Annotated in this window: 29 protein-coding genes and 1 pseudogene; 27 read left to right on the top strand and 3 right to left on the bottom strand. The window is 62.1% G+C overall.

The genetic code is table 11. The features are described 5' to 3' along the window. The first annotated feature begins 12 nt into the window (after window positions 1–12). Genes IB278_RS29100 through IB278_RS29050 form a run of 11 tightly spaced genes read left to right on the top strand, consistent with a single transcriptional unit; the run spans window position 13 to window position 9,973 of the window. Complete coding sequence (locus tag IB278_RS29100) at window positions 13–867, top strand: ABC transporter ATP-binding protein (RefSeq protein ID WP_192327311.1); 855 nt, start codon at window positions 13–15, stop codon at window positions 865–867. Then, window positions 864–1,622, top strand: coding sequence for an ABC transporter permease (locus IB278_RS29095; protein WP_145743503.1), 759 nt, complete (start codon window positions 864–866; stop codon window positions 1,620–1,622). The genes IB278_RS29100 and IB278_RS29095 overlap by 4 nt, the downstream gene beginning before the upstream one ends. Further along, the gene (locus IB278_RS29090; RefSeq protein WP_192327308.1) at window positions 1,601–2,359 is read left to right on the top strand and encodes an ABC transporter permease; all 759 of its coding nucleotides are present in this window, start codon (window positions 1,601–1,603) and stop codon (window positions 2,357–2,359) included. Before IB278_RS29095 ends, IB278_RS29090 begins: the two co-directional genes overlap by 22 nt. 2 nt (window positions 2,360–2,361) lie before the next feature. Continuing rightward, window positions 2,362–3,132: a class II aldolase/adducin family protein gene (locus tag IB278_RS29085; RefSeq protein WP_145743507.1), complete on the top strand. Its 771-nt coding sequence runs from the start codon at window positions 2,362–2,364 to the stop codon at window positions 3,130–3,132. A 45-nt stretch (window positions 3,133–3,177) separates the two neighbouring features. After that, the gene (locus IB278_RS29080) at window positions 3,178–4,017 is read left to right on the top strand and encodes a TauD/TfdA dioxygenase family protein (RefSeq protein ID WP_145743509.1); all 840 of its coding nucleotides are present in this window, start codon (window positions 3,178–3,180) and stop codon (window positions 4,015–4,017) included. A gap of 58 nt (window positions 4,018–4,075) precedes the next feature. Further along, window positions 4,076–4,819 (top strand): GntR family transcriptional regulator, encoded by a 744-nt coding sequence (locus IB278_RS29075; RefSeq protein WP_225613243.1) that lies wholly within the window; start codon window positions 4,076–4,078, stop codon window positions 4,817–4,819. 48 nt (window positions 4,820–4,867) lie between these two features. Next, complete coding sequence (locus tag IB278_RS29070; RefSeq protein WP_192327305.1) at window positions 4,868–5,701, top strand: SDR family oxidoreductase; 834 nt, start codon at window positions 4,868–4,870, stop codon at window positions 5,699–5,701. Then, window positions 5,698–6,873 (top strand): pyridoxal phosphate-dependent aminotransferase, encoded by a 1,176-nt coding sequence (locus IB278_RS29065; RefSeq protein ID WP_192327300.1) that lies wholly within the window; start codon window positions 5,698–5,700, stop codon window positions 6,871–6,873. The genes IB278_RS29070 and IB278_RS29065 overlap by 4 nt, the downstream gene beginning before the upstream one ends. A gap of 9 nt (window positions 6,874–6,882) precedes the next feature. Continuing rightward, window positions 6,883–7,764 carry an alpha/beta fold hydrolase gene (locus IB278_RS29060; RefSeq protein ID WP_145743515.1) on the top strand — a complete coding sequence of 294 codons (882 nt, stop codon included), beginning with the start codon at window positions 6,883–6,885 and terminating at the stop codon, window positions 7,762–7,764. Continuing rightward, the gene (locus IB278_RS29055) at window positions 7,764–9,038 is read left to right on the top strand and encodes a hydantoinase/carbamoylase family amidase (RefSeq protein ID WP_145743517.1); all 1,275 of its coding nucleotides are present in this window, start codon (window positions 7,764–7,766) and stop codon (window positions 9,036–9,038) included. The genes IB278_RS29060 and IB278_RS29055 overlap by 1 nt, the downstream gene beginning before the upstream one ends. After that, window positions 9,035–9,973 (top strand): cupin domain-containing protein, encoded by a 939-nt coding sequence (locus IB278_RS29050; RefSeq protein ID WP_145743519.1) that lies wholly within the window; start codon window positions 9,035–9,037, stop codon window positions 9,971–9,973. Before IB278_RS29055 ends, IB278_RS29050 begins: the two co-directional genes overlap by 4 nt. A gap of 29 nt (window positions 9,974–10,002) precedes the next feature. Here the strand turns inward: IB278_RS29050 and IB278_RS29045 are convergent, their stop codons facing one another. From IB278_RS29045 to IB278_RS29035, 3 genes and pseudogenes are all read right to left on the bottom strand, one after another. After that, window positions 10,003–10,281: a hypothetical protein gene (locus IB278_RS29045; protein ID WP_145743520.1), complete on the bottom strand. Its 279-nt coding sequence runs from the start codon at window positions 10,279–10,281 to the stop codon at window positions 10,003–10,005. Window positions 10,282–10,450: 169 nt separating this feature from the next. Beyond that, entirely contained in the window at window positions 10,451–10,654 is a 204-nt protein-coding gene (locus IB278_RS29040) for a hypothetical protein (protein ID WP_145743522.1), read from the bottom strand. A gap of 577 nt (window positions 10,655–11,231) precedes the next feature. After that, window positions 11,232–11,513 (bottom strand): annotated as a pseudogene (locus IB278_RS29035) (transposase); the annotation flags it as partial. A 233-nt stretch (window positions 11,514–11,746) separates the two neighbouring features. Between IB278_RS29035 and IB278_RS29030 the strand changes: the two are divergent. From IB278_RS29030 to IB278_RS28955, 16 genes are all read left to right on the top strand, one after another. Further along, on the top strand, window positions 11,747–12,757 hold the full coding sequence (locus IB278_RS29030) for a hypothetical protein (protein ID WP_225613242.1): 1,011 nt from the start codon (window positions 11,747–11,749) through the stop codon (window positions 12,755–12,757). Window positions 12,758–12,942: 185 nt separating this feature from the next. Beyond that, window positions 12,943–13,461: a transposase gene (locus IB278_RS29025; RefSeq protein WP_093308105.1), complete on the top strand. Its 519-nt coding sequence runs from the start codon at window positions 12,943–12,945 to the stop codon at window positions 13,459–13,461. Further along, window positions 13,437–13,694, top strand: coding sequence for an IS66 family insertion sequence element accessory protein TnpB (gene tnpB, locus IB278_RS29020; RefSeq protein ID WP_192327294.1), 258 nt, complete (start codon window positions 13,437–13,439; stop codon window positions 13,692–13,694). Before IB278_RS29025 ends, tnpB begins: the two co-directional genes overlap by 25 nt. Before the next feature lie 61 nt (window positions 13,695–13,755). Continuing rightward, window positions 13,756–14,088, top strand: a complete 333-nt coding sequence (locus IB278_RS29015; RefSeq protein ID WP_192327291.1) for an SMI1/KNR4 family protein — start codon at window positions 13,756–13,758, stop codon at window positions 14,086–14,088. A 109-nt stretch (window positions 14,089–14,197) separates the two neighbouring features. Next, the gene (locus IB278_RS29010; RefSeq protein ID WP_192327288.1) at window positions 14,198–14,569 is read left to right on the top strand and encodes a hypothetical protein; all 372 of its coding nucleotides are present in this window, start codon (window positions 14,198–14,200) and stop codon (window positions 14,567–14,569) included. Between the two features lie 246 nt (window positions 14,570–14,815). Beyond that, window positions 14,816–15,451, top strand: coding sequence for a DUF1444 family protein (locus IB278_RS29005; RefSeq protein ID WP_192327285.1), 636 nt, complete (start codon window positions 14,816–14,818; stop codon window positions 15,449–15,451). Window positions 15,452–15,511: 60 nt separating this feature from the next. Beyond that, window positions 15,512–15,853, top strand: a complete 342-nt coding sequence (locus IB278_RS29000) for an SMI1/KNR4 family protein (RefSeq protein WP_192327282.1) — start codon at window positions 15,512–15,514, stop codon at window positions 15,851–15,853. A gap of 484 nt (window positions 15,854–16,337) precedes the next feature. Further along, window positions 16,338–16,787: a hypothetical protein gene (locus IB278_RS28995; protein ID WP_192327279.1), complete on the top strand. Its 450-nt coding sequence runs from the start codon at window positions 16,338–16,340 to the stop codon at window positions 16,785–16,787. Window positions 16,788–16,833: 46 nt separating this feature from the next. Next, window positions 16,834–17,022, top strand: a complete 189-nt coding sequence (locus IB278_RS28990; protein WP_145747695.1) for a hypothetical protein — start codon at window positions 16,834–16,836, stop codon at window positions 17,020–17,022. Window positions 17,023–17,104: 82 nt separating this feature from the next. Continuing rightward, the gene (locus tag IB278_RS28985) at window positions 17,105–17,638 is read left to right on the top strand and encodes an SMI1/KNR4 family protein (RefSeq protein ID WP_192327276.1); all 534 of its coding nucleotides are present in this window, start codon (window positions 17,105–17,107) and stop codon (window positions 17,636–17,638) included. Window positions 17,639–17,748: 110 nt separating this feature from the next. After that, entirely contained in the window at window positions 17,749–18,045 is a 297-nt protein-coding gene (locus IB278_RS28980) for a hypothetical protein (protein ID WP_192327273.1), read from the top strand. 49 nt (window positions 18,046–18,094) lie between these two features. Continuing rightward, window positions 18,095–18,523: a GNAT family N-acetyltransferase gene (locus IB278_RS28975; RefSeq protein ID WP_192327270.1), complete on the top strand. Its 429-nt coding sequence runs from the start codon at window positions 18,095–18,097 to the stop codon at window positions 18,521–18,523. Window positions 18,524–19,407: 884 nt separating this feature from the next. Next, window positions 19,408–19,650: a hypothetical protein gene (locus IB278_RS28970; RefSeq protein WP_192327267.1), complete on the top strand. Its 243-nt coding sequence runs from the start codon at window positions 19,408–19,410 to the stop codon at window positions 19,648–19,650. A 44-nt stretch (window positions 19,651–19,694) separates the two neighbouring features. Continuing rightward, window positions 19,695–20,132: an Imm45 family immunity protein gene (gene imm45 / locus IB278_RS28965; RefSeq protein WP_225613241.1), complete on the top strand. Its 438-nt coding sequence runs from the start codon at window positions 19,695–19,697 to the stop codon at window positions 20,130–20,132. A 532-nt stretch (window positions 20,133–20,664) separates the two neighbouring features. Then, window positions 20,665–21,843 (top strand): hypothetical protein, encoded by a 1,179-nt coding sequence (locus tag IB278_RS28960; protein ID WP_192327264.1) that lies wholly within the window; start codon window positions 20,665–20,667, stop codon window positions 21,841–21,843. 230 nt (window positions 21,844–22,073) lie between these two features. Beyond that, window positions 22,074–22,283 (top strand): DUF4287 domain-containing protein, encoded by a 210-nt coding sequence (locus tag IB278_RS28955; RefSeq protein ID WP_192327261.1) that lies wholly within the window; start codon window positions 22,074–22,076, stop codon window positions 22,281–22,283. Window positions 22,284–22,453 lie beyond the last annotated feature (170 nt).

Below are 22,453 nucleotides of genomic sequence, written 5' to 3'. Positions count from 1 at the left end.
CGCCGCACGATCATGAAGTTCATGCCTCACGAAGTGATGCCGCCCGCCGCCGCAGGCACGGCCGCACCGCCGATGCTCGAACTCGTCAACGTGTGGAAGCGCTTCGGCGACGGCCAGGCGCAGACGGTGGCGGTGTCCGGCGTCGACCTGCGGATCGCGAAGAGCGAGTTCGTCACGCTCGTGGGCCCTTCGGGTTGCGGCAAGTCGACGCTCTTCAACATGATTGCGGGGCTGCTGCCGCCCGACGACGACGGATCTCTGCTGTTCGGCGGCACGCCGCAGCGCGACGGCCAGCTGCTGGGCAAGGTGTCGTTCATGCCGCAGCGCGACCTGCTGTTTCCGTGGCGCACCGTGCTGGACAACGCCATCCTCGCGCTCGAAGTGGAGGGCGTGCCGCGCAAGGAGGCGCGCGAGCGTGCGCGCGCCATGCTGCCGGAGTTCGGCCTCACCGGTTTTGCCGACCACTACCCGCACCAGCTCTCGGGCGGCATGCGCCAGCGCGTGGCGCTGATGCGCACCTTCCTGTTCGAGCGCGATCTGCTGCTGCTCGACGAGCCCTTCGGTGCGCTCGACGCGCTCACGCGCAGCCGCATGCAGCACTGGCTGCTCGAGATCTGGGCGCGCCATCGCCGCACGGTGCTCTTCATCACGCACGACATCGACGAAGCCATCGTGCTCGGCGACAGGGTGCTGGTGATGACGGCGCGGCCCGGCACGGTCAAGAGCGAGACGGTGGTCGACCTGCCGCGCCCGCGCGATCCGTCGATCGTGCTGTCGCCGGAGTTCATCGGCCTCAAGCAGCGCCTGCTCGCGGAGATCGAGGAGGAAAGCCGCAAGACCTTCGCCCAGGAGGAGCGCGCCTCGTGAGCTTGCCGATGCAACGCATGCTGCGCTCGCCCGTGCTGGCCTTCGTCGGGCTCGCCGTCGTCTGGGAGATTGCGGTGCATGCCTTCGCGCCTTCGCCTCGCTACCTGCCGGCGCTGAGCGCGATTGCGCAGGACGCGTGGTCGGTGTGGCCGCAGCTCCTGCGCGGCTTTGGCCGCACGCTGCTCGAAACCGTGCTGGGCTTCGCGATGGGCGCGGTGTTCGGCTGCCTCTGCGGCACCGTGTTCACCTACTCGCGCTGGATGGAGCGTTCGGTGTTTCCGCTGTTCGTGGTGTCGCAGACCGTGCCGGTGGTGGCCTTCGGTGCGTTGATCGTCATCTGGTTCGGCAACTCGCTGCTTGCCAAGGTGATGACCGCGTTCTTCCTCACCTTCTTCCCGGTGACGGTGAACACCTTGCGCGGCCTCAAGTCGTGCGACCCGCAGCGCATTGCGCTGATGAAGAGTTTTGGCGCCGGTCGCTTCGTCATGTTCTTCAAGCTGGCCGTGCCCTCGGCGCTGCCGCAGATCATGGTGGGCCTGCGCGTGGCCATCGGCCTGAGCCTGATCGGCTCGGTGGTGGGCGAATGGTTCGGCGAGACCGTGGGTCTGGGCGTGATGCTGATGGAGGCGATGAACGCCGACCTGGTGCTGCGCCTGTGGGTCGTGATGTTTGCCTGCGGGCTGATGGGGGCGCTGCTCTACGGCGCGCTCACTTTCGTGGAAAGGAGGCTCGTATGGTGGCGCAGCGAAAGCTGAGCGCATCGCCCGTGGTGCCGGTGGTGCTGAGCGTCATCGTGCTGCTCGCGGTGTGGGAAGGCGCGATCCTGCTCTTCAGGATTCCGCCCTTCGTGCTGCCGAGCCTGGGCGCGATCGTGCAGCATGCCTTCACCGACACCGGCCGTCTCATGGCGGCGTTGCTGGCCACGCTCGGCGAGGCGCTTGGCGGCTATGCGCTGGGCAGCGTGCTCGGCCTGCTGGTGGCGGTGGCGCTGCTGCTCGCGCCGCCGCTCGAGCGCGTCGTGATGCCGCTGGCCGTGGCCGTGAACGCGGTGCCGACGGTGGCCTATGCGCCGCTGTTCCTGATCTGGTTCGGCCTTGGCGCCGCATCGAAGATCGCACTGGTGGCGCTGGCCGTCGGCTTCGCGATGCTGGTCAACGCGCTGCATGGACTCAAGCAGGCCGACCTGGCCGCCGTGAACCTGATGCGCAGCTTCGGCGCGGGGCCGCTCAAGATCGTGTGGCGGCTGCGCCTGCCGGTGGCGATGCCGTCGGTGGTCACGGCGCTGCGCATCGGCGTGCCGCGCAGCATGATCGTGGCCATCGTCGGCGAGATGCTCGGCGCCTATGCGGGGCTCGGGCGAATGATCTATGAATCGACCCAGCAGGTCGACCTGCTGAGCGTGTGGTCGGCGGTGCTGATCGCTTCGGTGGCGAGCATGGTGTTCTACGGCGTGCTCGTCTGGATCGATCAGAAACTGGTGTGGTGGCGTTGATGATGACGAAGACGAATCCCGCGGCCTATCCGGCGACCGAAGCCGCGCTGCGCGTGCAGCTCGCGGCCTGCTACCGGCTGGTGGCGCACTTCGGCATGGACGACCTCATCTACAACCACATCTCGGCGCGCGTGCCGGGGCCGGCGCATCACTTTCTCATCAATCCCTACGGGCTGCTGTTCTCGGAAGTGACCGCTTCATCATTGGTGAAGATCGATCTCGACGGCAACAAGGTGGACGATACCGATGCAGAGGTCAACCAGGCCGGCTTCGTGATCCACAGCGCCATCCACGCGGGACGGCCCGACGCGCTGTGCGTGCTGCACACCCACTCCGAGGCCGGCACCGCGATCGCGGCGATGCCCAACGGCCTGGCACCGCTGAGCCAGTTCGCGATGCGCTACCAGGGCCACACGGCCTTCCACGACTACGAAGGCGTGGCGCTGGAGACCGGAGAGCGCGAGCGGCTGGTACGCGACCTGGGCCCGCACAGCACGCTGGTGCTGCGCAACCACGGCATCCTGACCGTGGGCCGCACGATCCCCGAGGCCTTCATCCTCATGTACTACTTCGAGAAGGCGGCCAAGGTGCAGCTGCTGGCCCAGGGCGGACTCGCGCCCGGCGAAGCGCTGGTGCTTCCGCAGCCCGAGGTGAGTGCGCTGGCCGCGCGCCAGTTCACCGAATTTGCCGGCGACATCCTGCCGCCCGGCACGCGCGAATGGCCTGCGTTCCTGCGCATGCTGGAGCGCACCCAGCCGGACTACAAGCTCTGAGGCTTGCTTCATTTTTTCTTCAATCCCGCAGACACGTTTCCTCCCATGCAACTCGAGAATCTCACCTCATTCATCGGCACCGAAGTGAAGGGCATCGACCTGCGCGAGCCGGTGAGCGACAGCGACTTTGCCGTGCTGCGCGATGCGCTCAACCAGCGATCGCTGCTGCTGTTCCGCGGCCAGCGCATCAACGAATCGCAGCACGTCGCGTTCTCGCGCCGCTTCGGCCCGCTGCTGGGCCATGTGCTCACCCAGTTCCTGAAGAAGGAGCATCCCGAGGTGTACGTGCTGTCCAACGTGTCGGAGAACGGCAAGCCCATCGGCAACCACAAGGAGGGCTGGAACTGGCATTCCGACCTCTCGTACAAGGCCGAGCCCTCGATGGGCGCACTGCTCTACGCGCTCGAAGTGCCGCCCGTGGAAGGCGACACCTTCTTCGCCTCGATGCATGCCGCCTACGACGCGCTCGACGACGGCATGAAGGCGCGCATCCGCCACCTCACGGCCACGCACAGCTACGCCAACTACTATGGCAAGGCCTTTGCAGACCGCAACCCGCTCACGCCCGAGCAGCTCGCCGCCACGCCCGACGTGGTGCATCCGCTGGTGCGCACCCATCCCGAGACGGGCCGCCTGTCGCTCTACGTGGGCGAGGACGTCGTCAAGCAGATCGACGGCTTGCCCTCGGAAGAAAGCGCCGCGCTGCTGGCCGAGCTCAATGCTCACGCCATCTCGCCCGAGTTCAGCTATCGCCACAAGTGGCTCGCCGGCGACCTGCTGATCTGGGACAACCGCTGCACCATGCACCGCGCCACACCCTACGACGACACGGCCTACCGCCGCGTGATGCACCGCACCACCGTGGCCGGCGACCGTCCCTTCTGAAGCGGCAATGGCAAGCGGTCCGGCGGCATCTCCCGACGACAACCACAAGAAAGAAGACATGAGCATGGAACCCGACGAATCCGATACCACCCAGCCCGCGGCGCTGCGCGGCCGTGACCGGCAGCGCGTGAAAGGCGGCGCCACGCTGTCCGACGAGCTCAAGGACACGCTCGAAGACCTGATCGTGAGCGGCGTGCTCAAGCCCGGAACGCGGCTCGACGAGGCCGAATTGTCGGAGCGCTTCAAGGTGTCGCGCACGCCCGTGCGCGAGGCGCTCAAGGCGCTGGCCGCCACCGGCCTGGTGGACCTGCGCAGCCGGCAAGGCGGCGTGTGCGTGGCGCGCATCTCGCTGCCGATGCTGATCGAGATGTTCCAGATGATGGCCGTGATGGAAGGCCTGTGCGCCAAGTTCGCGGCGCGCCGCGCCACCGAGGCGCAGAAGGCGCGCATGGGCGGGCTGCACGACGAGCTCACGAGCATTCTTGCTTCGGGCGACCACTCGCGCTTCTACGACGTGAACCAGGATTTCCACGACGCGCTGTACGAGGCCTCCAACACCCACTACCTGGCCGAGCAGACGCGCGCACTGAGAAAGCGCGTGCGCGTCTACCGGCGCTACGTGACCTTCCAGCCCGGCCGCATGACGGCCACCATCGGCGAGCACGGTGCCATCCTCGACGCGATCCGCCGAAACGATCCGAAGTCCGCATTCAACGCCGCCATCGATCACGTGAGCCTGCTCGAGGACGACATCGTCGACCTGATCGCGGCGCTGTCCGAGCAGGACGCCGGCGCGAGCTGACCCACCTCTCCAACCTATTTCCCCGATCGCATCCCAGGACCCGAACCCATGAAACTCGAACTCGAAGGCAAGACCGTTCTCATCACCGGCGCCTCCAAGGGCATTGGCCTTGCAGCCGCGCACGCATTCGCCGCCGAAGGCTGCCACCTGCACCTGGCCGCGCGCGACGGCGTCGCGCTCGCGGCCGCGAAGGAAGAGATCGAGAAGATCTATCCGATCAACGTGAAGGTCCATCCCATGGACCTGGCGGCGGCCGGCGCCATGAACCAGCTCGCCGAGGCGGCAGGCCACGTCGACATTCTCGTGAACAATGCGGGCGACATTCCCTCGGGCCCGATCGAGTCGCTCGACTTCGCGGCCGTGCGGCGCGGCTTCCAGCTCAAGGTGCTGGGCTACATGGAATTGAGCCAGATCTACTACGCACGGATGAAGGCCGCGGGCGGCGGCGTCATCGTCAACGACATCGGCAATTCCGGCGAGAACTGGGACGCCAACTACATCGCCGGCTCCACCGGCAATGCCGCCGTCATGGCCTTCACCCGCGCGCTCGGCGGCGTGAGTCTGGACGACGGCATCCGCGTGGTGGGCGTGAACCCCGGCCCGGTGGCGACCGACCGCATGGTCAAGCTCATGAAGCGCCGCGCGCTCGACACCCATGGCGACGAAGGCCGCTGGGAAGAGCTGTTCGACAACTACCCCGGCGGCCGACCGGCCACGCCCGAGGAAGTCGCGGAACTGATGGTGTTCCTGGCTTCGCCGCGCGCGGGCTACATCACCGGCACGGTGGTGACCATCGACGGCGGCATTGCGGCACGCGGCTCGATCATCAAGACCAGCAAGAAGGTGATCGAGGCCGAGCAGGCCCGGAGGATTGCGGCATGAATGCGGCGCTGAACCCCGTGGCGGTCGTGCCTTCGGTGACCAGCGATGCGGAAACCCGCAACCAGTACTTCGACCGCCTGTTCACCAACCCGGACCTGATGTGGCTGGGCCAGAACACCAACCACTTTCCGCTGCATCCCGCCGTGCGCAAGGCGCTGCACGGCGCCATCGACGACGAGAGTTTTCACGCCTATGCGCCGCCGCTGGGCATGGAAGCGCTGCGCGCAGCCATCGTGGCCGACCTGGGCGTGCCGGATCAATCGGCGGTGGTGACCGACGGCGCGGTGTCTGCGCTGGCGCTGGCCTGCCGTGCCTTTTGCAAGGAAGGCAGGGGCTTCGTCACCACCGACCCCGGCTGGAAATGGCCGCTGCAGTTTGCGGCCAAGGCCGGCTCTGTGGTGACCGAGATTCCGATCTACGGGCCCGAGTACGGCTTCAAGCTCTCGGCCGACGCGCTCGCTGCATCGACCGACGAGAACACCGCGGTCATCTACCTGGTGGACCCGAACAACCCGCTCGGCACCACCTACACCGAAGACGAGATCCGTGCGTTTGCAATGCGTGCTCGAGAAGTCGGCGCCGTGCTGATCCACGACTGCACCTACCGCGACTTCGCCGACAGCCATACGCTGGCTTCGCGCTTCTATCCCGAAGGCACGGTGACCATCGTGAGCTTCTCGAAGTGGCTGGGCCTGGCCGGACTGCGGCTGGGCGCGCTCGTCGCCTCGCCCGAATTGCTCGCACGCATCCTGCCGCACTCGCAGGCGCCGCTGGGCGCCAGCGTGCTCGCGCAGCACGCGGCCATCGCAGGCCTTGCCGTGAAGGATGAGTGGATGGCCGATGTCATTGCGCAGCAGCGCGAGAACCAGCGGATGATCGTCGAGGCCTTCGCAAAACTGCCGGGCTTCGAGGTGCCGGTGTTCCCGTCGCAGGCCAACTTCATCGTGGTCGAGTGCAGCGGCGCAGGCGTGACGCCCGAGGCGCTGGTCACCGCGCTGGGCGAGCACGACATCATGGTGCGCCAAGGCACGTACCACACGCCGCGCTTCGGCCATCGCTTCGTGAAGATCTCGACCACCGTGCCCAAGGCATGGGCGCAGGCCTTGTGCGACGTGCTGCCGCAAGCCGTGGAGCGTGCGCGCAGCCTGCCCGCCACCGCGGCGCTTTTCTGAGGGGACGCCATGAGCTTCGCCACCACCGCGGACGGTCTCCGCCTGTACTACGAAACCGCCGGCAGCGGCACACCCATCGTGTTCGTGCACGAGTTCGGCGGCGACCATCGCAGCTGGGAGCCGCAGATGCGCTACTTCTCGCGCCGCCACCAATGCGTGACCTTCGGCGCGCGCGGCTACCCGCCCTCGGACGTGCCGAAGGACATGGAAAGCTACTCGCAGGCCATTGCCGCGGACGACATCGCCGCCGTCATGAATGCGCTGCAACTGCCGCGCGCGCACATCGTCGGCCTTTCGATGGGCGGCTTCGCGACGCTGCACTTCGGCCTGCGCCACAGCGGGCGCGCGGCGTCGCTGGTGATTGCCGGCGCGGGCTACGGCGCCGAGAAGGAACACGAAGAATATTTCCGCGGCGTCTCGCTGGAAGTGGCGAAGCAGTTCGAACTGCAGGGCGCGGAGCGTTTCGCACGCACCTATTCGCTCGGCGCGAGCCGCGTGCAGTTCCAGAACAAGGACCCGCGCGGCTGGCAGGAATTTGCGACCTGGCTCGGTCAGCACGACGCGGTCGGTTCGGCCAACACCATGCGCGGCGTGCAGGCGCGGCGTCCGTCGATCTACGACCTGGAGGCTGAGCTGCGCGCAATGGGCGCGCCTTCGCTGGTGGTAGTCGGTGACGAGGACGATCACTGCCTGCAGCCCGGCATCTTCCTCAAGAAGACCATTCCGGCCTGCGGTCTGGCCGTGATGCCGAAGACCGGCCACACGCTCAACCTGGAGGAGCCGGCCGCGTTCAACGGCTTGCTGGCGGAGTTCTTCGCGCAGGTCGAGGCCGGCCAGTGGAAGCCGCGCGATCCGCGCGCTCTGCCCAGCCAGATCATGAAGACCGACTGATGGCGCAGGCAACGTCGCAGCAGGCACCGGCCGCGTGCCGCGTCAATGCCGACCGTCTCTGGCAGCGGCTCATGGCGCTCGCGCGCTGTGGCGCCACCGCCGGGGGCGGCGTCGATCGGCAGGCGCTCAGCGCGGAAGAGGTCGAGTCCTGGCACGTGATGATCGGCTGGGCCCGGGCGGCGGGACTGGAACCCGCGACCGATGCAGCGGGCAATCTCTTCATTGCGCTGCCCGGCCTCGATCGAGAGGCGCCGCCGGTGCTCGCGGGCAGCCATCTCGACAGCCAGCCCGGCGGCGGCCGCTTCGACGGCGTGTACGGCGTGCTCGCGGCGCTCGAGGTGCTGACCGTGCTCGCGGAGCAGGGCGTCCGTCCGCCGATGGACATCGCCTGCGTGGCGTGGATGAACGAAGAGGGTTCGCGCTTCGCGCCCGGCATGATGGGCTCCGAAGCTTTCGCTGGCGTCCGCACCCTCGAGGCCGTGCGCGCGGCGCGCGATGCCGACGGCGTCCCGGTGGCCGAGGCACTCGATGCCTTGCATGCTGCGTTCCCGTCGCTGCGGCGCAGGCCGCTTGGCTTTCCGTTGAAGGCCTATTTGGAAGCGCACATCGAGCAGGGCCCGGTGCTCGAGGCGGAAGGCCGGGTGATCGGCGTCGTCACCGGCATCCAGGGCAAGAAGACATTCGACGTCGTGATCGATGGCGAGCGGGGCCACGCGGGCACGCTCGACATGGCCGGCCGGCGCGACGCGCTCGCCGCCTTCGCGCGCATCGCAGCGGCGTGCTACAGCGAGATCGGCGGGCACGACGATGCGGTGAAGTTCACCATCGGACGGCTCCAGGTCGAGCCGAATGCGCCCTCGGTGGTGCCCGAGCGCGTCACGCTGCGCATCGATCTGCGCCATCCCGACAACGGCGTACTCGACCTGCTGGGCCAGCGGCTGGTCGCGCTCTGCGGCATGCATGCCGCGCCTTGCAGGGCCACGGCGACCCGGCTGGTCGATGCGCCATCCAATGCCTTCGATCCCGCGCTGCAGGCGGCCATTGCAGCCGCGGCGCAACAGCTTGGGGAACCGCACATGCCCATTCTTTCCGCCGCGGGCCACGACGCGCGCCATATGGCGGCGCTGTGCCCGAGCGCGATGATCTTCATTCCCTGCCGCGGCGGCGTGAGCCATGCGGAGCACGAGTGGGCCGAGCCGGCGCATGCGGCGGCCGGTGCCGATGTGCTGCTGCGCGTGCTGCTGCCGTTTGCGGGTTGCGGGGAGGGCGCTTGAAGAGGAACGAGCCGATCACCGACATGGCGGACCTGCCGGCGCAGCGGCCCTCGGTGCCCGCGACCGCTGCGCAGGCCCGGGCACGCTACTTCAACTCCGGCAATGCATTCAACGTGAAGCTGCCCGAAGTGCCCGCACGGCTCTTCGCGCCACCGCACGCAGATGCGTTCGGCGTTTTCGATTGCGACCAGTCCGAAGCGATGGGCTGCGGATTTGCGGCCACCACGCCGCTCATGCTCGCGCGCTACATGCGCGTTGCGCCCGGCGAGGCGCTGCCGCTCGATGTGGACGCCACCGGCTCGGTCTGGTACGTGATTTCAGGGAGCGGGGAGCTTGGCGGCATGGCCGAAGATCTTGCATTCGGCGCGGGCGACGTGTTCCTGCTGCCCGCGGCACAGGGCTATCGGCTCAGCGCCGGTCCCGCAGGCGCATTGCTGTGGACCGTGGGCAACGAGCCGCAGTTGGCCTTCGACGGGTCGCAGCCACCTGCGGCTTCGAGCGCGCCTATCGATGCAGTGCACTATCCCGCCGACGAGATTGAACGGCAGTTCGAGCTGATCTTCTCGATGGCCACGGGCGATGCAACCTCGGGCCGCGCGCTGATTTTTTCGTCCGACCGGCAGGAGGCCGCACGCAACCTGACGCCCACGCTGACCTTGAGCTTCAACACCCTGGAGCCGCATACGCACCAGCGATCGCACCGCCACAATTCCGCGGCCGTCACGCTGGTGGTGCGGGGCGAGGCATGCCATTCGATGGTCGGCGGAGTGCATTGCCCATGGATGCCATGGGCGACCCTTGTCACGCCACCGGGCGCGCCGCATTCGCATCACAACGCGGGCATGAAAGGCGCGCGCTTCCTGATCGTGCAGGACGGCGGATTGCACTATCACGCGCGGACCATGGGCTTCGAGTTCCTGGAGGCCGTGGCCTAGGCGAGCGCGGCCCGCACCGGGCCAGGCGATCAACCGGTCGGGTTGTGCGGGGAAGGAAGCGCGAAGGTGACCGAAGGCAGATCGGGACGCGGCCCGTAGGTCGATCCGAAGTAGCGCGCGGCAGCGCGTCCCAGATTCGTGATCTCGTGCACCGTTGCGCAGGGTGGCACCGGGCCTTGCTGCGGCGAGAACGCCACCTTGATGTATCCGGCATCCCGCAGGTCCTTGAGCCGGTCTATCTCAGACGGACTGTAGAACCGCGTTGGCAGCCGCGTCATGAGGATCTGCTTGAAAAGCGCATGCGCCACGTTACGTCTCCCGACCTGAGGGTGATTGGGGTGACAAGGGCGCGCATCGTCCCGCGTGCCGGTCCGGTTCCGGAAGATACCCCGGTCGACGCTGCCTATCGATTCCACGTTCGGCATAGGCCTGGGCATGCGGGTAGCGGGGAGCCGGCCCTCGAAAGCAGCCTTCTTCCTAGCGGGATCTGGGTGGGCTGGCGTTCTCCTGGGCCGGCGCCACGGCGCCGCTTGCAGGAACGTTGCCCGGCCCTTTCGATGGATCGGTGATGCCGTAGAAGAAAAGCACCGCCACGACGATGACCGCAATGACGGCCAGCAGGATCCACATCAGCCGGCGGCCGATGTCGCCTTGCTTGTGGTGCTCTTGTTTGGTAGCCATGGAACAGAGCCTGAACCCGCAAGGCGACGGTGCCATGTCGTTTTGGCGCCTCTTGCTGACGGTGGATTTCCTACGTTGCCTCGCGTCGGGGGAGCGTGGGACCACGGAGCAACAAAATGCCCGGAGGGGATCGAACACCGGGCCAGATCCCAATGAAATTGGGACTTTTGCGTTTCGGTGTCGGAAGATACCGGCAAAAGTACCTGCAAAGTGGAGGGCATGCAGTGTCAGTGCAAGTCGCGCTGCATGCACCTTTCAGTTCGAATGTCATACTCTCCGCCGATTCTCTAGAAAAATCAATGACTTAGGTTGATTTTCTGAAACTGTCCCACATAAAAGCCCACATAAAGCCGCAGTCCAGAAGAACTGCGGCTTTATGCTTTGTGCGTCCAGCATAGGTACGATTTTGGCGATGTGGACCCGCCCGTGAGTTGTAGGCAAAGTCTCAAGGCTCCTAGTGGGAATCGCGCGGGTGTGTGCAAGTTTGCCTGCTAGGAAACCTGCCGCAGCAGCTTCCATCATCACAGAGTACCTTCCAACCAAACTCGCAGGATGTCGCTCAAGTGATCGATGCCAGGGCCATCGATACAGAAGTGATTGATTGCGCCAACTTGATGATGCTGACCTCGCGTTCGAGCTCCTTCATCCGCTGGGCCTCGCTGGTCGTCACGCCTTCTCGAACGCCGTTGTCGACCTCGTCGCGCTTGACCCATTCGTTCAGCGTCTGCGGCACACAGCCGATCTTCGGTGCAATCGATTCGATCGCCGCCCACAGCGACGGGTACTCCCCACGGTGCTCTTGCACCATCCTCACCGCGCGCTCACGCACCTCGGGTGAGAACTTGTTCGACTTCTTCATGGCTCAATCCTCTCAGAGTGTTGAGCCTCCACAAATCCGGGGCGATTCAGTACGAAACCGGATCGACCGCGTACTCCAGAACTTGTTGCGCGGTCAGATGCACGGTTGCCTGACCACCTGGAATGTCGTGAGAAGCGTAGAAGCCGATATCAACTAAAGCCGATGGTCGTCAACGTTAGTATCCCAAGGCAAAACACCAGTGGCTTGGCTAGCGCAACCGTCATCCCGATAAAATGAAAGTTCAAGAAACTGCTATGAGGTACGAACCAAAACGCATTGGAGTCCACAAGGGCTGGGAGCGATTCTGGCGAACTGCCTGCAAGGGGAGCGATGGTGAGTTGGCATCCGTGCATGACGCCAACCGAAAAGCCAAGCTCATTGAATTCGTCGAGACTGGAGCAATCTCCGTTCCTGAGGAATTCCGGCACCAGAAGCTCCCCAGCGTCAATCCACCCTTTACTCGATGGGAGGGTACCGATCTCAGTATCTCTCTGAGAGGCTATGCCAACGAGAAGGAACTCTCGTTTGAGCGAATGATGAACGAGGGACGTCCAGATCTGAGTCTTGCAGGCAATGTATTTGCGGCGTACTACCTCTCTCAGATCGGCCGGTTGCACACAGAGATTTGGTTTCCCACACGATTCGGTCGCCGGTTCAACGATCTCTCAGCATTCGACATTCCTTACACAGCACTAGGCATGGTGCTGGACGCTCAGCCGAGGGCTGAAAAGCTTGCGCTCGCGCAACTCGCCGCCTATCGAGACGGTAGATTTAGCGACGCGGTGTACTACCCCATCTTCATTTATATCTTCCGCATCCTCGCCAGCTACTTTGACCAGCCGGATATTGACGTGACTGGGGATGCGCAGAAGGACGAAGTGACCCAAGCCCTCTTCGCGCTTTGGCGTACTCCAGATGCGAATCAGTTGGTCGACGTATGCCTGGACACGCTGGATCAGCACACACATCGCTGTCATGTGGGCGATGCACGTCACTTCTACGAGTTCGAAGATTGCCATTGGATCCGTCTGCCCATCGAGATCTGGCTGACGTTTTGCCTTCGCGAAAAGCTGGGCCTGCAGAACCCCGTGCTGGATCATCCGTTGATGCCGAAGATGGATTACCGTGAACTCCGGCAGGTTGGTTGGAGACCGAGTGCCCTCATTCAGCGCGTGTACGACCGCATGCTGCAAGAAGGCATGGACGAAGATCAGGTGCTGAGCGGCATCATGGCAAACGGATAGTCCTTCGTAGTCGATCGGATTCGTAGCGGCTGAGGCTGATTGCGAAGGCAGTTTGCGGAACGCTCGGGCACTCGTCCAATTTTCCATGCACATCAAACGTATGCGGTCAATTAACCACGCCCTTGTTGAGTGAACGATGAGCTGTGAGGCTACGTGTCCATGTAGAGCAACATGGACATGTAGAGATGACAGAGCAGTACGCAGAGTTGAGAAGCCGGTTGGTTGTGGGACGCAAGAGTGACGGTCGCGGCGTCTACGACGAAGCTGCCAAGAAGGAATTGATCATTGCCTGCCTCAAGCCGGGAGTGTCGGTGGCACGCATGGCGATGGAGCACGGTGTCAACACAAACCTTCTGAGGACGTGGATCACGGCTTACCAGCGGCGAAGTGCCCAGGTGCCGACAGGTGACATCGCGCGAACGCACGATGCAGCATTCGTTGCTGTACACGTCGAGGGTGAGCAAGATCTGCCTCATCGCGAGTGTGCAGTGGCTGCGCCCGCGATGGCCCACGCACCTGCTACGGCAGTGGCGGTGATCCCGGATGACAGCCCCTTGGCGGCGGCACCGATCCCGATGGTCGGGTTGCAGGTGCGCCTGCCCAACGGCGTGCAGCTCGATCTCGGTGAGACGAGCTTGCAGCAATTGCCGACGCTGGTGCAAATGTTGAGCCGACTGCCATGTTCCGCTTCGACGAAGGGCTGAAGGTCTACCTGCACCGCGAGCCCGTGGACTTCCGGCTGAACATCAACGGCCTGGCCGTGCTGGTAGAGCAGGCACTGGGCCTGGACCCGTTCGCCTCGTGCGCCTACGTGTTCAGCAACCGCCGGCGCGACCGGGTAAAGATCCTGGGTTGGGAGCGCAACGGCTTCTGGCTGTTGCTCAAGCGTCTCGAGAAGGACAGGTTCGTCTGGCCCTCGGCCGAGGCGGTTTCTTAGAGCAGATGTTGCTGATGCGGCGGCTGGATTGACGCGTCTCGGCATTGCCACTGACTCCCAGATGGGATCGTTCTACCTTCGATACGACGGACCATTGTCAAGTGAGAACACGGGTTTCGTGCTGCTAGATGTTGCTGGTGCACGACCTCAGGAATCCATCGAGGCTTCCACAGCATTGGTCCGTCGCAAGTTCGGCTGGCCAGAGCGATATGTGGTTCTGACTAGCTTTCTGGGCGGGGGCGTGATGGTCTACGATATTTCGACCGAACAGGTCTACGGCGTCGACTTTGAAGGCGGCGACGCTCTGCTGAAGAACGGCCAGCTCGAGCCTCGCTACCCGTCGTTCCTAGAGTTTCTGCGCTTCTTCTTTGGCGACGCATCAGCTATCGTCTGAGGCCTGCATGCGGCCAGGAGCGGAAGTTCGTCATGACCTTCCAGTTTTTGGTCAGCGAAACGGTCGACGCGGCAGAATAATCGACTCAATGGTGCTGGAAGGAGTTCGCATGTTTAGCGTCGGCCGCGACTACACCCGGGACGAAATTTACTCGAAGGTGGGTGGAAGCAAACAATCCTATTTGCCTACGAAGAACGGGTCGGTAGTTGCCGCGTGCCTCACGCACGGACTGAACCCGCAGGCTCCTCGTGTAATCCTGTGCGGGCGAGGATCCAGAATTGAACCCGCTGGCGAGCTGCTTGCGCAACAGCCTGATGCCATTCCCGTATTCCTGAAGCGGGACGTGAATCGCTGGGAGTACCAAGGTAATTTCAAGGCGACTGCCTCATACACCGCTGGGCTGGAGTTCGATGGCTACGTATCGGGCTCGGGCCGACCGCATTCCGAGGTTTCGCGCGTTGTGGTAATGAGCGATGTTTGACTCATACGTCGAGTTCGATGCACCTCAGGAGGATCGGGGCCTGACCTTTATCGGAAGGCCCAAATCCTGAGCTGCTATCTGCCGTAGTGTCCGTGCGCAGACCGCATCCGGCCAGAACCGGGGGGCGTCACCCCGTTACGGTTCCAGAGAGTCCGTCTTTGTAGGAGATCCGACCGTTGGTACAGTCGCGCTCGGTGCGGCACTTGAAAGGCCTCGCTCCAGTACAAGAATCACCGAGGAATGCAAATGTTTGGTTTTCTGAAGGGGCGAAGGACGCAAGCGACAACGAGTTCCGGCGAAAAGACCGCAGACGCGGCTCCGGTTGCGCAGGGCCTAGACTTGACTCTCCTGGTTCCCCTCATCAAGGTGGTGGAACTGGATGACCCTTCGACGGCCGTCTTGACGCTCTCTCACGACGACTCCCCAGTGACGAGGCCGTTCGCGGCAGACCTGATTGTCATGTATGCAGTCGACCTACCGACCCACTTTCAGTTTGTCTCCTATGGGGACCTGAAAAATGCCTCGATGACGCAAGAGGAACTACATTCCCTGGCCCTTCGGAATTTGCCGACGCGGGTACCGAAAATCGAGCTTCATGGGCAGCCATCTAGATACATGGTGACCGCCGGCGGGAACCTTGAGGCGACATTGCTCCTTCTGGATTCAATGTGGGAGCAGTTCGAGGAGCAAATGCCCGGAGAGCTACTTGCGGTTGCGCCCGCCCGAGACTTGTTGTTCGTGTCGGCATCTGGATGGGACGGTGCACTGTCATTCATGCAAGAAATGGCGAGCAGAGACCTTCCCGAAAAGAGGTACGCGCTGTCGAAATGCGTGTTCGCCCGCCGCGGCGGAATATGGGTTCCCCACGCTCTTGCTGGATGAACCGAGGTCAGACCGTCTACGCAGATTGCCTAACCCGGCGTCCATGTATGGACATTCCCAATGACCATCCAGCTACCCGCTATCTACCGCGTTTTCATCGATACGAACGGACTGTTTGAGGGCTTCGCTGTCTTGTCGGATGAGGAACACTACGTGATCCTCTGGGGCGAAGATGAGGTGGCCACCGCCAATTCAGAGATGGACGTGGATGTGTACGCGCCGGGGTTCGTGGCATTCGCTGGGAACGGCGGTGGTGAAATCTACGCCTTCGACACGGTTGGCGCCGTCTTCATGCTTCCGATGATCGGCATGGGGCCAGAAGCAGCAATCAAGGTGGCTGACGACTTTCTCGAACTTGCGCGGGTTTTTAAGCGGGCAGTGACGTCGGGCAAGTACCCGTGAAGGCTGCATACGGCCAGGACCCGGCATTCACGTGCACCGCCTAACAACGTAGGAAATCATGGACCGTGAGGACATCTATTGCCGGCTCGTCGAAACTGCTGAGCGATACGGAGCTGGAAATCCGCACAACCAGACATTCATCTCGTTGGCCAAAATGAGCCTTGTCCAAACATGAAGCGCCGGATTTCGCCTAGCCTGATTGCGCTTGGAGCTATCGTGGCCTTCGGCGTGGTGAGCGTGTTGATTGCCTTTGGCGCTGGCTGGCTTGGCTCGCGCCTAGAGGAGCGATGTCGAACCTATTGCGCGGCGCGAGCGAAGCAAGGTCAGATGGTGCCGATTTATCCCAAGACCATGACAGGCTCCCGCGATGGGGCCACCGAATGTGGCTGCCGATAGTCGCCCGTCGGCCATGACCAGTCGTTGGTACCGCAAGAGAAAATCAATCAGATAGCGGACGTTCAAGCCCTGCGACTACGGTTATCAAATGAATTCCGACAGCAAACGCAACGTTGCCAACATAATCATTCTTCTGGGTCTGGTCCCCGCCGTGTTGTGGCTAGGACTTTTCGCGATCAGTAGAGCACTGACCCCGTGGGCGGCCGCCGGCATCATCTGGCTCGGGGTTCCTCTGTGTTTTCTGAGCCTCCTGATTGCCGGCAGTGCGTGGGTATGGGCGCGCGATCTTGCAAAAGCCAATCCTGAAGAATGGCGAGGTGCTCACCGTATCCCTGGATGGATCGCGACCGGTGTCGGTGGCCTTGCAGTCGGCGCGGTGCTCGCCATCAACATCCAAAGTTCTAGGACGCCTGACGAACTTCCGTCTCGATCAGTCCAGTTGTCGGCGGAGGAAAGTGCAGAGATCGAACGGCAGGCGAGATCAATGATTGAACAGCTGACCGGCAAACCTCAATCGCCGGCCTCACCCGCTCGCTAGTGGCGAATGCGGCCATGATCGGTCATTGACAACACCCAACCGAAAGATGGCCAAGTTCTACGTGGGCGCGAAGCTAGACGCAGTTCTCCACTTCATTGAGGGTGCGGTTTCGCTCGGCCTCATCTCCGGGGCCGCCCTGGCTGCCATCGTTGGGCAATTGGTCCTGGGAGGCATACTTGCCATGCTGGCAATCGGGATGTTCCTGCGCTTCAAGCGCGGGCGGGTGCGCGAGTAAAGGTGCTGCCCGTTGTCGGCCAACATCGGACGTTCAGTCGTCGGCCAGAATCCAGTCATGAACCGACATCGGCCCAATTCCTATGGTCATTGACGAACTCCTCAGTCTGCTCCCACGCCCTGCCCAGCTGACCGAGCAAGGCACTACGGGTCAATGGGGTGCCGTGACGTCCAAGCTTGGTGGCCCGTTGCCGGCTGACTACATGCAGTTCATTGACCACTACGGTTCGGGGACCATCAATAGTTTCTTGACCGTTCTCAACCCCTTCAGCGCGAACCCACATGTGAACCTGCTGGACCAGATGTTCATTCAGCTCTCGGCGCTGCGCGAACTCCGGACCAGCTATCCGGAGAACTTCCCATTCCCGCTCTTCTTTGAGCCAGGCGGCCTCCTGCCATGGGCTATTTCGGATGATGGCGATTTGTTCTGCTGGAGCACCGTCGGCGCGAGTGGTTTGTGGGAAGTCGTCACGGTGCCACGCAGTGATTCGCCCGAGCATTTCAAAATGAGCATGGCGCAGTTTCTTGCGCGAGGGCTGGCTGGCCAAGTCAAGTCATCAGCGCTACCCCCGCACTTTGCCTCGGCAGCGGGCTCATTTGAACCGCATGCCGCTTAGGGCAAAGCTCGGCCAACAGCAGATTTTCGATGCGGTGCAGAAAAGCGCGTGCGCACTGACCTTCGGGTCGGCAACAATTGCCTGCAACCCTGACGTCGCCAAGCTACTCTATGCTCACCACCCCCGAGTTCTTGCTTTCAATCGTAGGTGGTGTCCTCCTGCTCTTTTTCGGTGAGGCCATCGGGCACATTTTTGGTCTGATGGTGTTCGGCGCGTTGACGCTCGGGCAGATCAAGGTCCAGGGCGAGAACGACAAGGCACTGACGTTTCCTTGGCATGGTTTTACGAGAGACACAAAAGGGCACCTTGTAGTTCAGATGGAGGTTGCGGGGGGTGTCGGCATGTTGGCGGCCATCATCGCGTGGCTGTTCTTTCTGGCTTGGCGAGCTGGCGCTTTCGACAGATGACGCTCAAAAGCCGACCTCCGAGGCGCGGCCCCGATACCCTTTTCCCAAAATGGAAAACATCACCATCACCGCCGCCACGCCGGAAGAACTCCGCTCCGGCGAGCTCGGTCACAAGCTGCGCCACTACAACTACGGCTTCGTCGGCGAGTATCCCGAGCAGCAGTACATCCGGCTCAACGCCAGGGACGGGAACGCCCGATTGCTCGGCGGGCTGCGAGGCTTTGTGTTTCTCTACTGGCTCAACATCGAAGTACTGTTTGTCGAAGCCGACGTGCGCGGCTTGGGCTTGGGCAGCCGCCTGCTGGCTGAGGCCGAGCGGCAGGCCATCGAGTTGGGTGTAACGAACGCCAAGCTCGAAACCTTCGAGTGGCAGGCGCCTGCCTTCTATCAGAAGCACGGCTACGAGGAGTACGTGCGCGTGGACGACTACGCGCCAGGCTTCTACCTGGCCTCCATGAAGAAATCGCTGGCGCGCTGAGCAGCGATACAAGCTTGCTTCAGCTGCCGGCCAAGACCGGACTTTCGCAGTTGCGGCAGAATTCGGCCACTTGAACTCAGGCGATAGGCCAGATGACGCGGCGTTCCACAACTCCTTGGAAGAAGAGTCGAACCTATGGCGACCTGTATGGAGGCCGAACTCGCCGGAGGTTGACTGACAACATCTTTGCTCGCGCGCACTCGCTGCAACGCCCTGTCGACGGGCAACGCTTGCCCGTGCTCCTGCAGGACAATCCTTCGCGCGACTATGTGTTTCCAGTCAGCGTAGAAGAAGTAGCAGCGGCGCTGGAGCGTCTGCCGGCACAGCACCGCGAGGGCATCACTCATATCTGGCTGCGGAAGCGTGCGCGTCGCCATGGAGGGCCAGATGAATCGCTCGCGGAGTTCATTTGTGGCAGTGGCGTGCGCGTAGTTGTTCTGTACGCTTGGCCTGCAGATGGCGTCTTACCCTTGGGAAAACGACAGCCCCCACGAGGCGGTGTTGCACACTTCATTCGATACGGAGGTGTGCTGCGGCCAATGCGCGACTCTTGGGCGATTTCTTTCGAAATGGCAGGACTGCGTCGCTTCTATCTCGAACACCTGCTATGCCACGAGGTCGGGCACCACGTGGATTGGTACACCCGTATGTGGAGCAAGGCGAACTCCAAGGAAGTTGAGGCAGCCGCGGATCAATATGCCTATGCTTGGGGTCCCCTCGTCGGTGGCCAAATCTTTGAGCCCGTGAGGTCGTCCTAGCGAGCTGCGTTCGATCGCGGCTGACCCTCATCAATTGAGGCGAATCTCTACCGGTGATGCTGGCAAGCTGCTCGACCGTCCTGCTCCGCAAGTTCGGCACGGCCAGGACCAGACATTCGAACTTTAATGCTGAAGGTTGTTGATATGGAATTGAGCGGCAAGAGCATCATCCAGGGCTTCTTCTTACTCGCCTGCGCGACACTACTCGCTCTGTTGTTCTTCGGCGCCTGGGTGCTCAAGAAGGTGCTGCCCGAGGAACATCCGATGAAGAGCAGGCTGTCGCCTGAAAGGCTACTGCATATCGCAAAGATTCTCGCGGCAACACTGATCGCGGCATACTTTGTCGGCGCAGTAATTTTGTATGGTTAGGCTGGATGCGGCTAGGAGCGGTCATATAAATCAACCGGTCGTCCATGACGAAATTAAGCGAGGGCGATGAATTGATGCAGACAAAGGGTGCTGCCGTCAAAGGCGTGATAGCAGCTTGGAGCAAGCTTCTCGAGTGGGAGCCATCGGCACTGTTTCGGGGCACGGTTTTCCGATGTAATGCGGTATGGCCCTACGAAAACATCGTCGATTTCATGCTCGTTGAGATTCCGGATTCGCCAAGTGGACTCTCTGTCATCGTAGTCACCGGATACAAGGCGGGCTTGGTCCTTGTTCATCTGCCGGCAGAGGCAAGATCAGAAGCGAATGCTCGAGCCTTGTCCACGGCATGGGTGATCGAGAACTGGAGCAGATGGATTTATCCAGAGTGTCCGGCCGAGTTGGTTCAGGTGATTCAAAACTACCCTGCCGAGGTTCGTGTTGAAGGAGCGCCCTCATCACCATCAAGAGACCTGAAACATTAACTTGGATCGGACTGCCTGCCTCCGGCCAACAGCAGCCGGTTGGTCGGGCCGCAGAATCTGCAGGAAAGCGGACGTTCCCTTGCAACGCCGGCAGATTGGACTAAAAGAAGCGCCAAGCGCAGTGACACGCCAAGGCGGTGCAAGACGAAGGAGGAGCGATGTTGGGTTGGTTCAAAAGACGGGTTGCTCCAGCAACGGGGAGCAGCCGCAAAAATTTCAGCTGACATCGCGTCGTCAAAAGACGTAGTGCCCTGATTGTTAAAATGCGGCAGGGCGACACACGCTCAAAAAAATATACAACTGGAGGGGAAACATGAACGGTCGGATCGCGTCCGCTATTGGCTCGCTTGTAATTTGCGCACTCCTGGGGGCATGCGGCGGGGGGGGCGGCGGTGGGGGCGGCGGATTGGCTGCATTGCCAATCGTCGGAAATGGTCAGCCTTCAGCCACAAGCCCGGGCAGCAACACTACGACGCCAGGAGCGCCTGGCCCCTCGGGTGGAACGCCTGGGGCCTCAGGGGGGACGGTTTCGGTGGACCCCAATTTCACGACTGTCAATCTGTCGATTGAAAACGTCGTCGACATCTTTACCAACCCCAACCTTCCCGTAAGTATCAAGGGGACCTACTACGAGGGTGGAAAGCTGGACGATGTAGCTCTCCTAGGAACGGCCGTCGGTGATTTCAGTGTGCTGACGGGCAAGACGCTCTATGTGATCGTTGAAGATCCGGCTGGACTTTTTTCGCCTAGTCCCCAGGCGTCACCCGTTACCAGTCCGAAGCCAGGGTTGCTCGTGCAGCTCATTGGAGCTCAGCTCAAGACCCCTGGAACCTTCAGTGGAAACCTGCGGGTTTATGTTTGCCTCGACGCACGCTGCTCTACCCGTCTGGGGAATGTGCCATACAACATCCCTTACAACGTTGTCGTCAAGCGCGGCATGAAGCTGGAAATTGACAACGCTTTTCGGGGAACGCCTGAGGCGGCAGACAAATGGGCTGTGAGTGTACGAAGCAAATTCGGCGAACCGCCGCCTATCGCGAATATCAAGGTGACGTTGCCCGAAGGCCGTCCGTTCTCCTCTCTCAGTATCTATACGGGAGATCCTTTGGGTTTCCATCCCGACGCGATGGTCACAGACAACGGAGACGGCACTGCGATGGTGAGTCTGAGTGTCTCTGAGTATGTGAGGAGGCCAGGGCAACGTTATGCGAGTCACATGGTCATCACGTCTGCTGTGCCGTGGACGGGTGATCAATCGTCAAAACAAGTCCTGTCCGAGAACGTGACATTTACCTATAGCGTTGACGTTGATGCAAATCTTCCGGACCCTGTGGTGTTCTTGCCTGCCAAGCTGGAGTTGTCGAACTCTGCTAGTACGGCAGACATTCGCGTGGGCCTAGTCAAATACGGCGGAGCGATCGATCTTGCTTTTGCAACACAGGTTGAGTGGCTTCTAACCCCGCAGCAACAAGCGGCATTCCCTCAGGTAGGCTATCCCTTCGTTGAGCCCAAGGGCTACCTCCAGGTGTACGCGGATTCGCAGCAATTGGCCTATCGGTCCTGTATTGATGTTGTGCCAGTTGGACAGAGTGTGCAGCGATTTTGTTTGCCGCTAGGCACATATGAATTCAGAGTTGCTTATCAATACCGCCGCTCGGACGGCACCGTCTTGACTGGGTACTACCCAGGAAGTCTCACTGTGACGCCCTGATTGTTGATTTCCATCTAGAAGCTCTCACCGGGTCGTTGGCGATTTCGGGAGGGCCTCCACCTTCAACGCTTGAGCCTCCATACGAGGGCACATCACGCTGCAAGAACGCAAGGCTACAGTCCGGCCAGGAGCGGAAGTACGATTCAAACGTCGAACGCCTGGCCTGCCATTCCTCAATGCCAATGTCCGGCCTTGCCCCACCAGACCCTCAGCCCACTAATGGAAAGTCAATGACCGAAACGACCAAAGTCAAAGGCCCCGCCTCGTACTTTCTTTCGATTGAAAAGGCCTATGCGAAGCCAATCGCCCACTGGATGAATGTTCTTCAGGATGCAGGCCCTCTCAAACACATGGAACTCGTGAACCGGCTCAAGACGGAGCATCAGATCGGTCACGGACACGCTAACGCGCTGGTGGCGGCATTCTTGGCGAAGAAATAAAGAAGGTCAGCCTCTCAAGCGTTCACGTGCGGCCAGGTCAGAGTTCGGCCAGAACCAGACCTTCGACCTTGTCGCCCAACTCGGCATGCCATGCACGCCACCGGTCATCTTTCCTTCAAATTCCCATCTAAAACTACATGGCAGGTCCTAGTTGCTCCGTACTGAGCTCC

The sequence above is a fragment of the Variovorax sp. VRV01 genome (genome assembly GCF_014852545.1).
In the GTDB taxonomy this organism is placed as follows: Bacteria; Pseudomonadota; Gammaproteobacteria; order Burkholderiales; family Burkholderiaceae_C; genus Variovorax; species Variovorax beijingensis_A.
The sequence above is the reverse complement of the archived record's forward strand: the minus strand, read 5'-3'. Positions and strand labels throughout refer to the sequence as shown.

What these genes read in the sequence shown, in the direction of transcription:
- IB278_RS29100 (WP_192327311.1), top strand. Translation starts at nt 13, where the DNA reads ATGAAGTTCATGCCTCACGAAGTGATGCCGCCCGCCGCCGCAGGCACG.
- IB278_RS29090 (WP_192327308.1), top strand. Translation starts at nt 1,601, where the DNA reads ATGGTGGCGCAGCGAAAGCTGAGCGCATCGCCCGTGGTGCCGGTGGTG.
- IB278_RS29085 (WP_145743507.1), top strand. Translation starts at nt 2,362, where the DNA reads ATGACGAAGACGAATCCCGCGGCCTATCCGGCGACCGAAGCCGCGCTG.
- IB278_RS29080 (WP_145743509.1), top strand. Translation starts at nt 3,178, where the DNA reads ATGCAACTCGAGAATCTCACCTCATTCATCGGCACCGAAGTGAAGGGC.
- IB278_RS29075 (WP_225613243.1), top strand. Translation starts at nt 4,076, where the DNA reads ATGAGCATGGAACCCGACGAATCCGATACCACCCAGCCCGCGGCGCTG.
- IB278_RS29070 (WP_192327305.1), top strand. Translation starts at nt 4,868, where the DNA reads ATGAAACTCGAACTCGAAGGCAAGACCGTTCTCATCACCGGCGCCTCC.
- IB278_RS29065 (WP_192327300.1), top strand. Translation starts at nt 5,698, where the DNA reads ATGAATGCGGCGCTGAACCCCGTGGCGGTCGTGCCTTCGGTGACCAGC.
- IB278_RS29060 (WP_145743515.1), top strand. Translation starts at nt 6,883, where the DNA reads ATGAGCTTCGCCACCACCGCGGACGGTCTCCGCCTGTACTACGAAACC.
- IB278_RS29055 (WP_145743517.1), top strand. Translation starts at nt 7,764, where the DNA reads ATGGCGCAGGCAACGTCGCAGCAGGCACCGGCCGCGTGCCGCGTCAAT.
- IB278_RS29040 (WP_145743522.1), bottom strand. Translation starts at nt 10,654, where the DNA reads ATGGCTACCAAACAAGAGCACCACAAGCAAGGCGACATCGGCCGCCGG.
- IB278_RS29030 (WP_225613242.1), top strand. Translation starts at nt 11,747, where the DNA reads ATGAAAGTTCAAGAAACTGCTATGAGGTACGAACCAAAACGCATTGGA.
- IB278_RS29025 (WP_093308105.1), top strand. Translation starts at nt 12,943, where the DNA reads ATGACAGAGCAGTACGCAGAGTTGAGAAGCCGGTTGGTTGTGGGACGC.
- tnpB (WP_192327294.1), top strand. Translation starts at nt 13,437, where the DNA reads ATGTTCCGCTTCGACGAAGGGCTGAAGGTCTACCTGCACCGCGAGCCC.
- IB278_RS29015 (WP_192327291.1), top strand. Translation starts at nt 13,756, where the DNA reads ATGGGATCGTTCTACCTTCGATACGACGGACCATTGTCAAGTGAGAAC.
- IB278_RS29010 (WP_192327288.1), top strand. Translation starts at nt 14,198, where the DNA reads ATGTTTAGCGTCGGCCGCGACTACACCCGGGACGAAATTTACTCGAAG.
- IB278_RS29005 (WP_192327285.1), top strand. Translation starts at nt 14,816, where the DNA reads ATGTTTGGTTTTCTGAAGGGGCGAAGGACGCAAGCGACAACGAGTTCC.
- IB278_RS29000 (WP_192327282.1), top strand. Translation starts at nt 15,512, where the DNA reads ATGACCATCCAGCTACCCGCTATCTACCGCGTTTTCATCGATACGAAC.
- IB278_RS28995 (WP_192327279.1), top strand. Translation starts at nt 16,338, where the DNA reads ATGAATTCCGACAGCAAACGCAACGTTGCCAACATAATCATTCTTCTG.
- IB278_RS28990 (WP_145747695.1), top strand. Translation starts at nt 16,834, where the DNA reads ATGGCCAAGTTCTACGTGGGCGCGAAGCTAGACGCAGTTCTCCACTTC.
- IB278_RS28985 (WP_192327276.1), top strand. Translation starts at nt 17,105, where the DNA reads ATGGTCATTGACGAACTCCTCAGTCTGCTCCCACGCCCTGCCCAGCTG.
- IB278_RS28980 (WP_192327273.1), top strand. Translation starts at nt 17,749, where the DNA reads ATGCTCACCACCCCCGAGTTCTTGCTTTCAATCGTAGGTGGTGTCCTC.
- IB278_RS28975 (WP_192327270.1), top strand. Translation starts at nt 18,095, where the DNA reads ATGGAAAACATCACCATCACCGCCGCCACGCCGGAAGAACTCCGCTCC.
- IB278_RS28970 (WP_192327267.1), top strand. Translation starts at nt 19,408, where the DNA reads ATGCTGAAGGTTGTTGATATGGAATTGAGCGGCAAGAGCATCATCCAG.
- imm45 (WP_225613241.1), top strand. Translation starts at nt 19,695, where the DNA reads ATGACGAAATTAAGCGAGGGCGATGAATTGATGCAGACAAAGGGTGCT.
- IB278_RS28955 (WP_192327261.1), top strand. Translation starts at nt 22,074, where the DNA reads ATGACCGAAACGACCAAAGTCAAAGGCCCCGCCTCGTACTTTCTTTCG.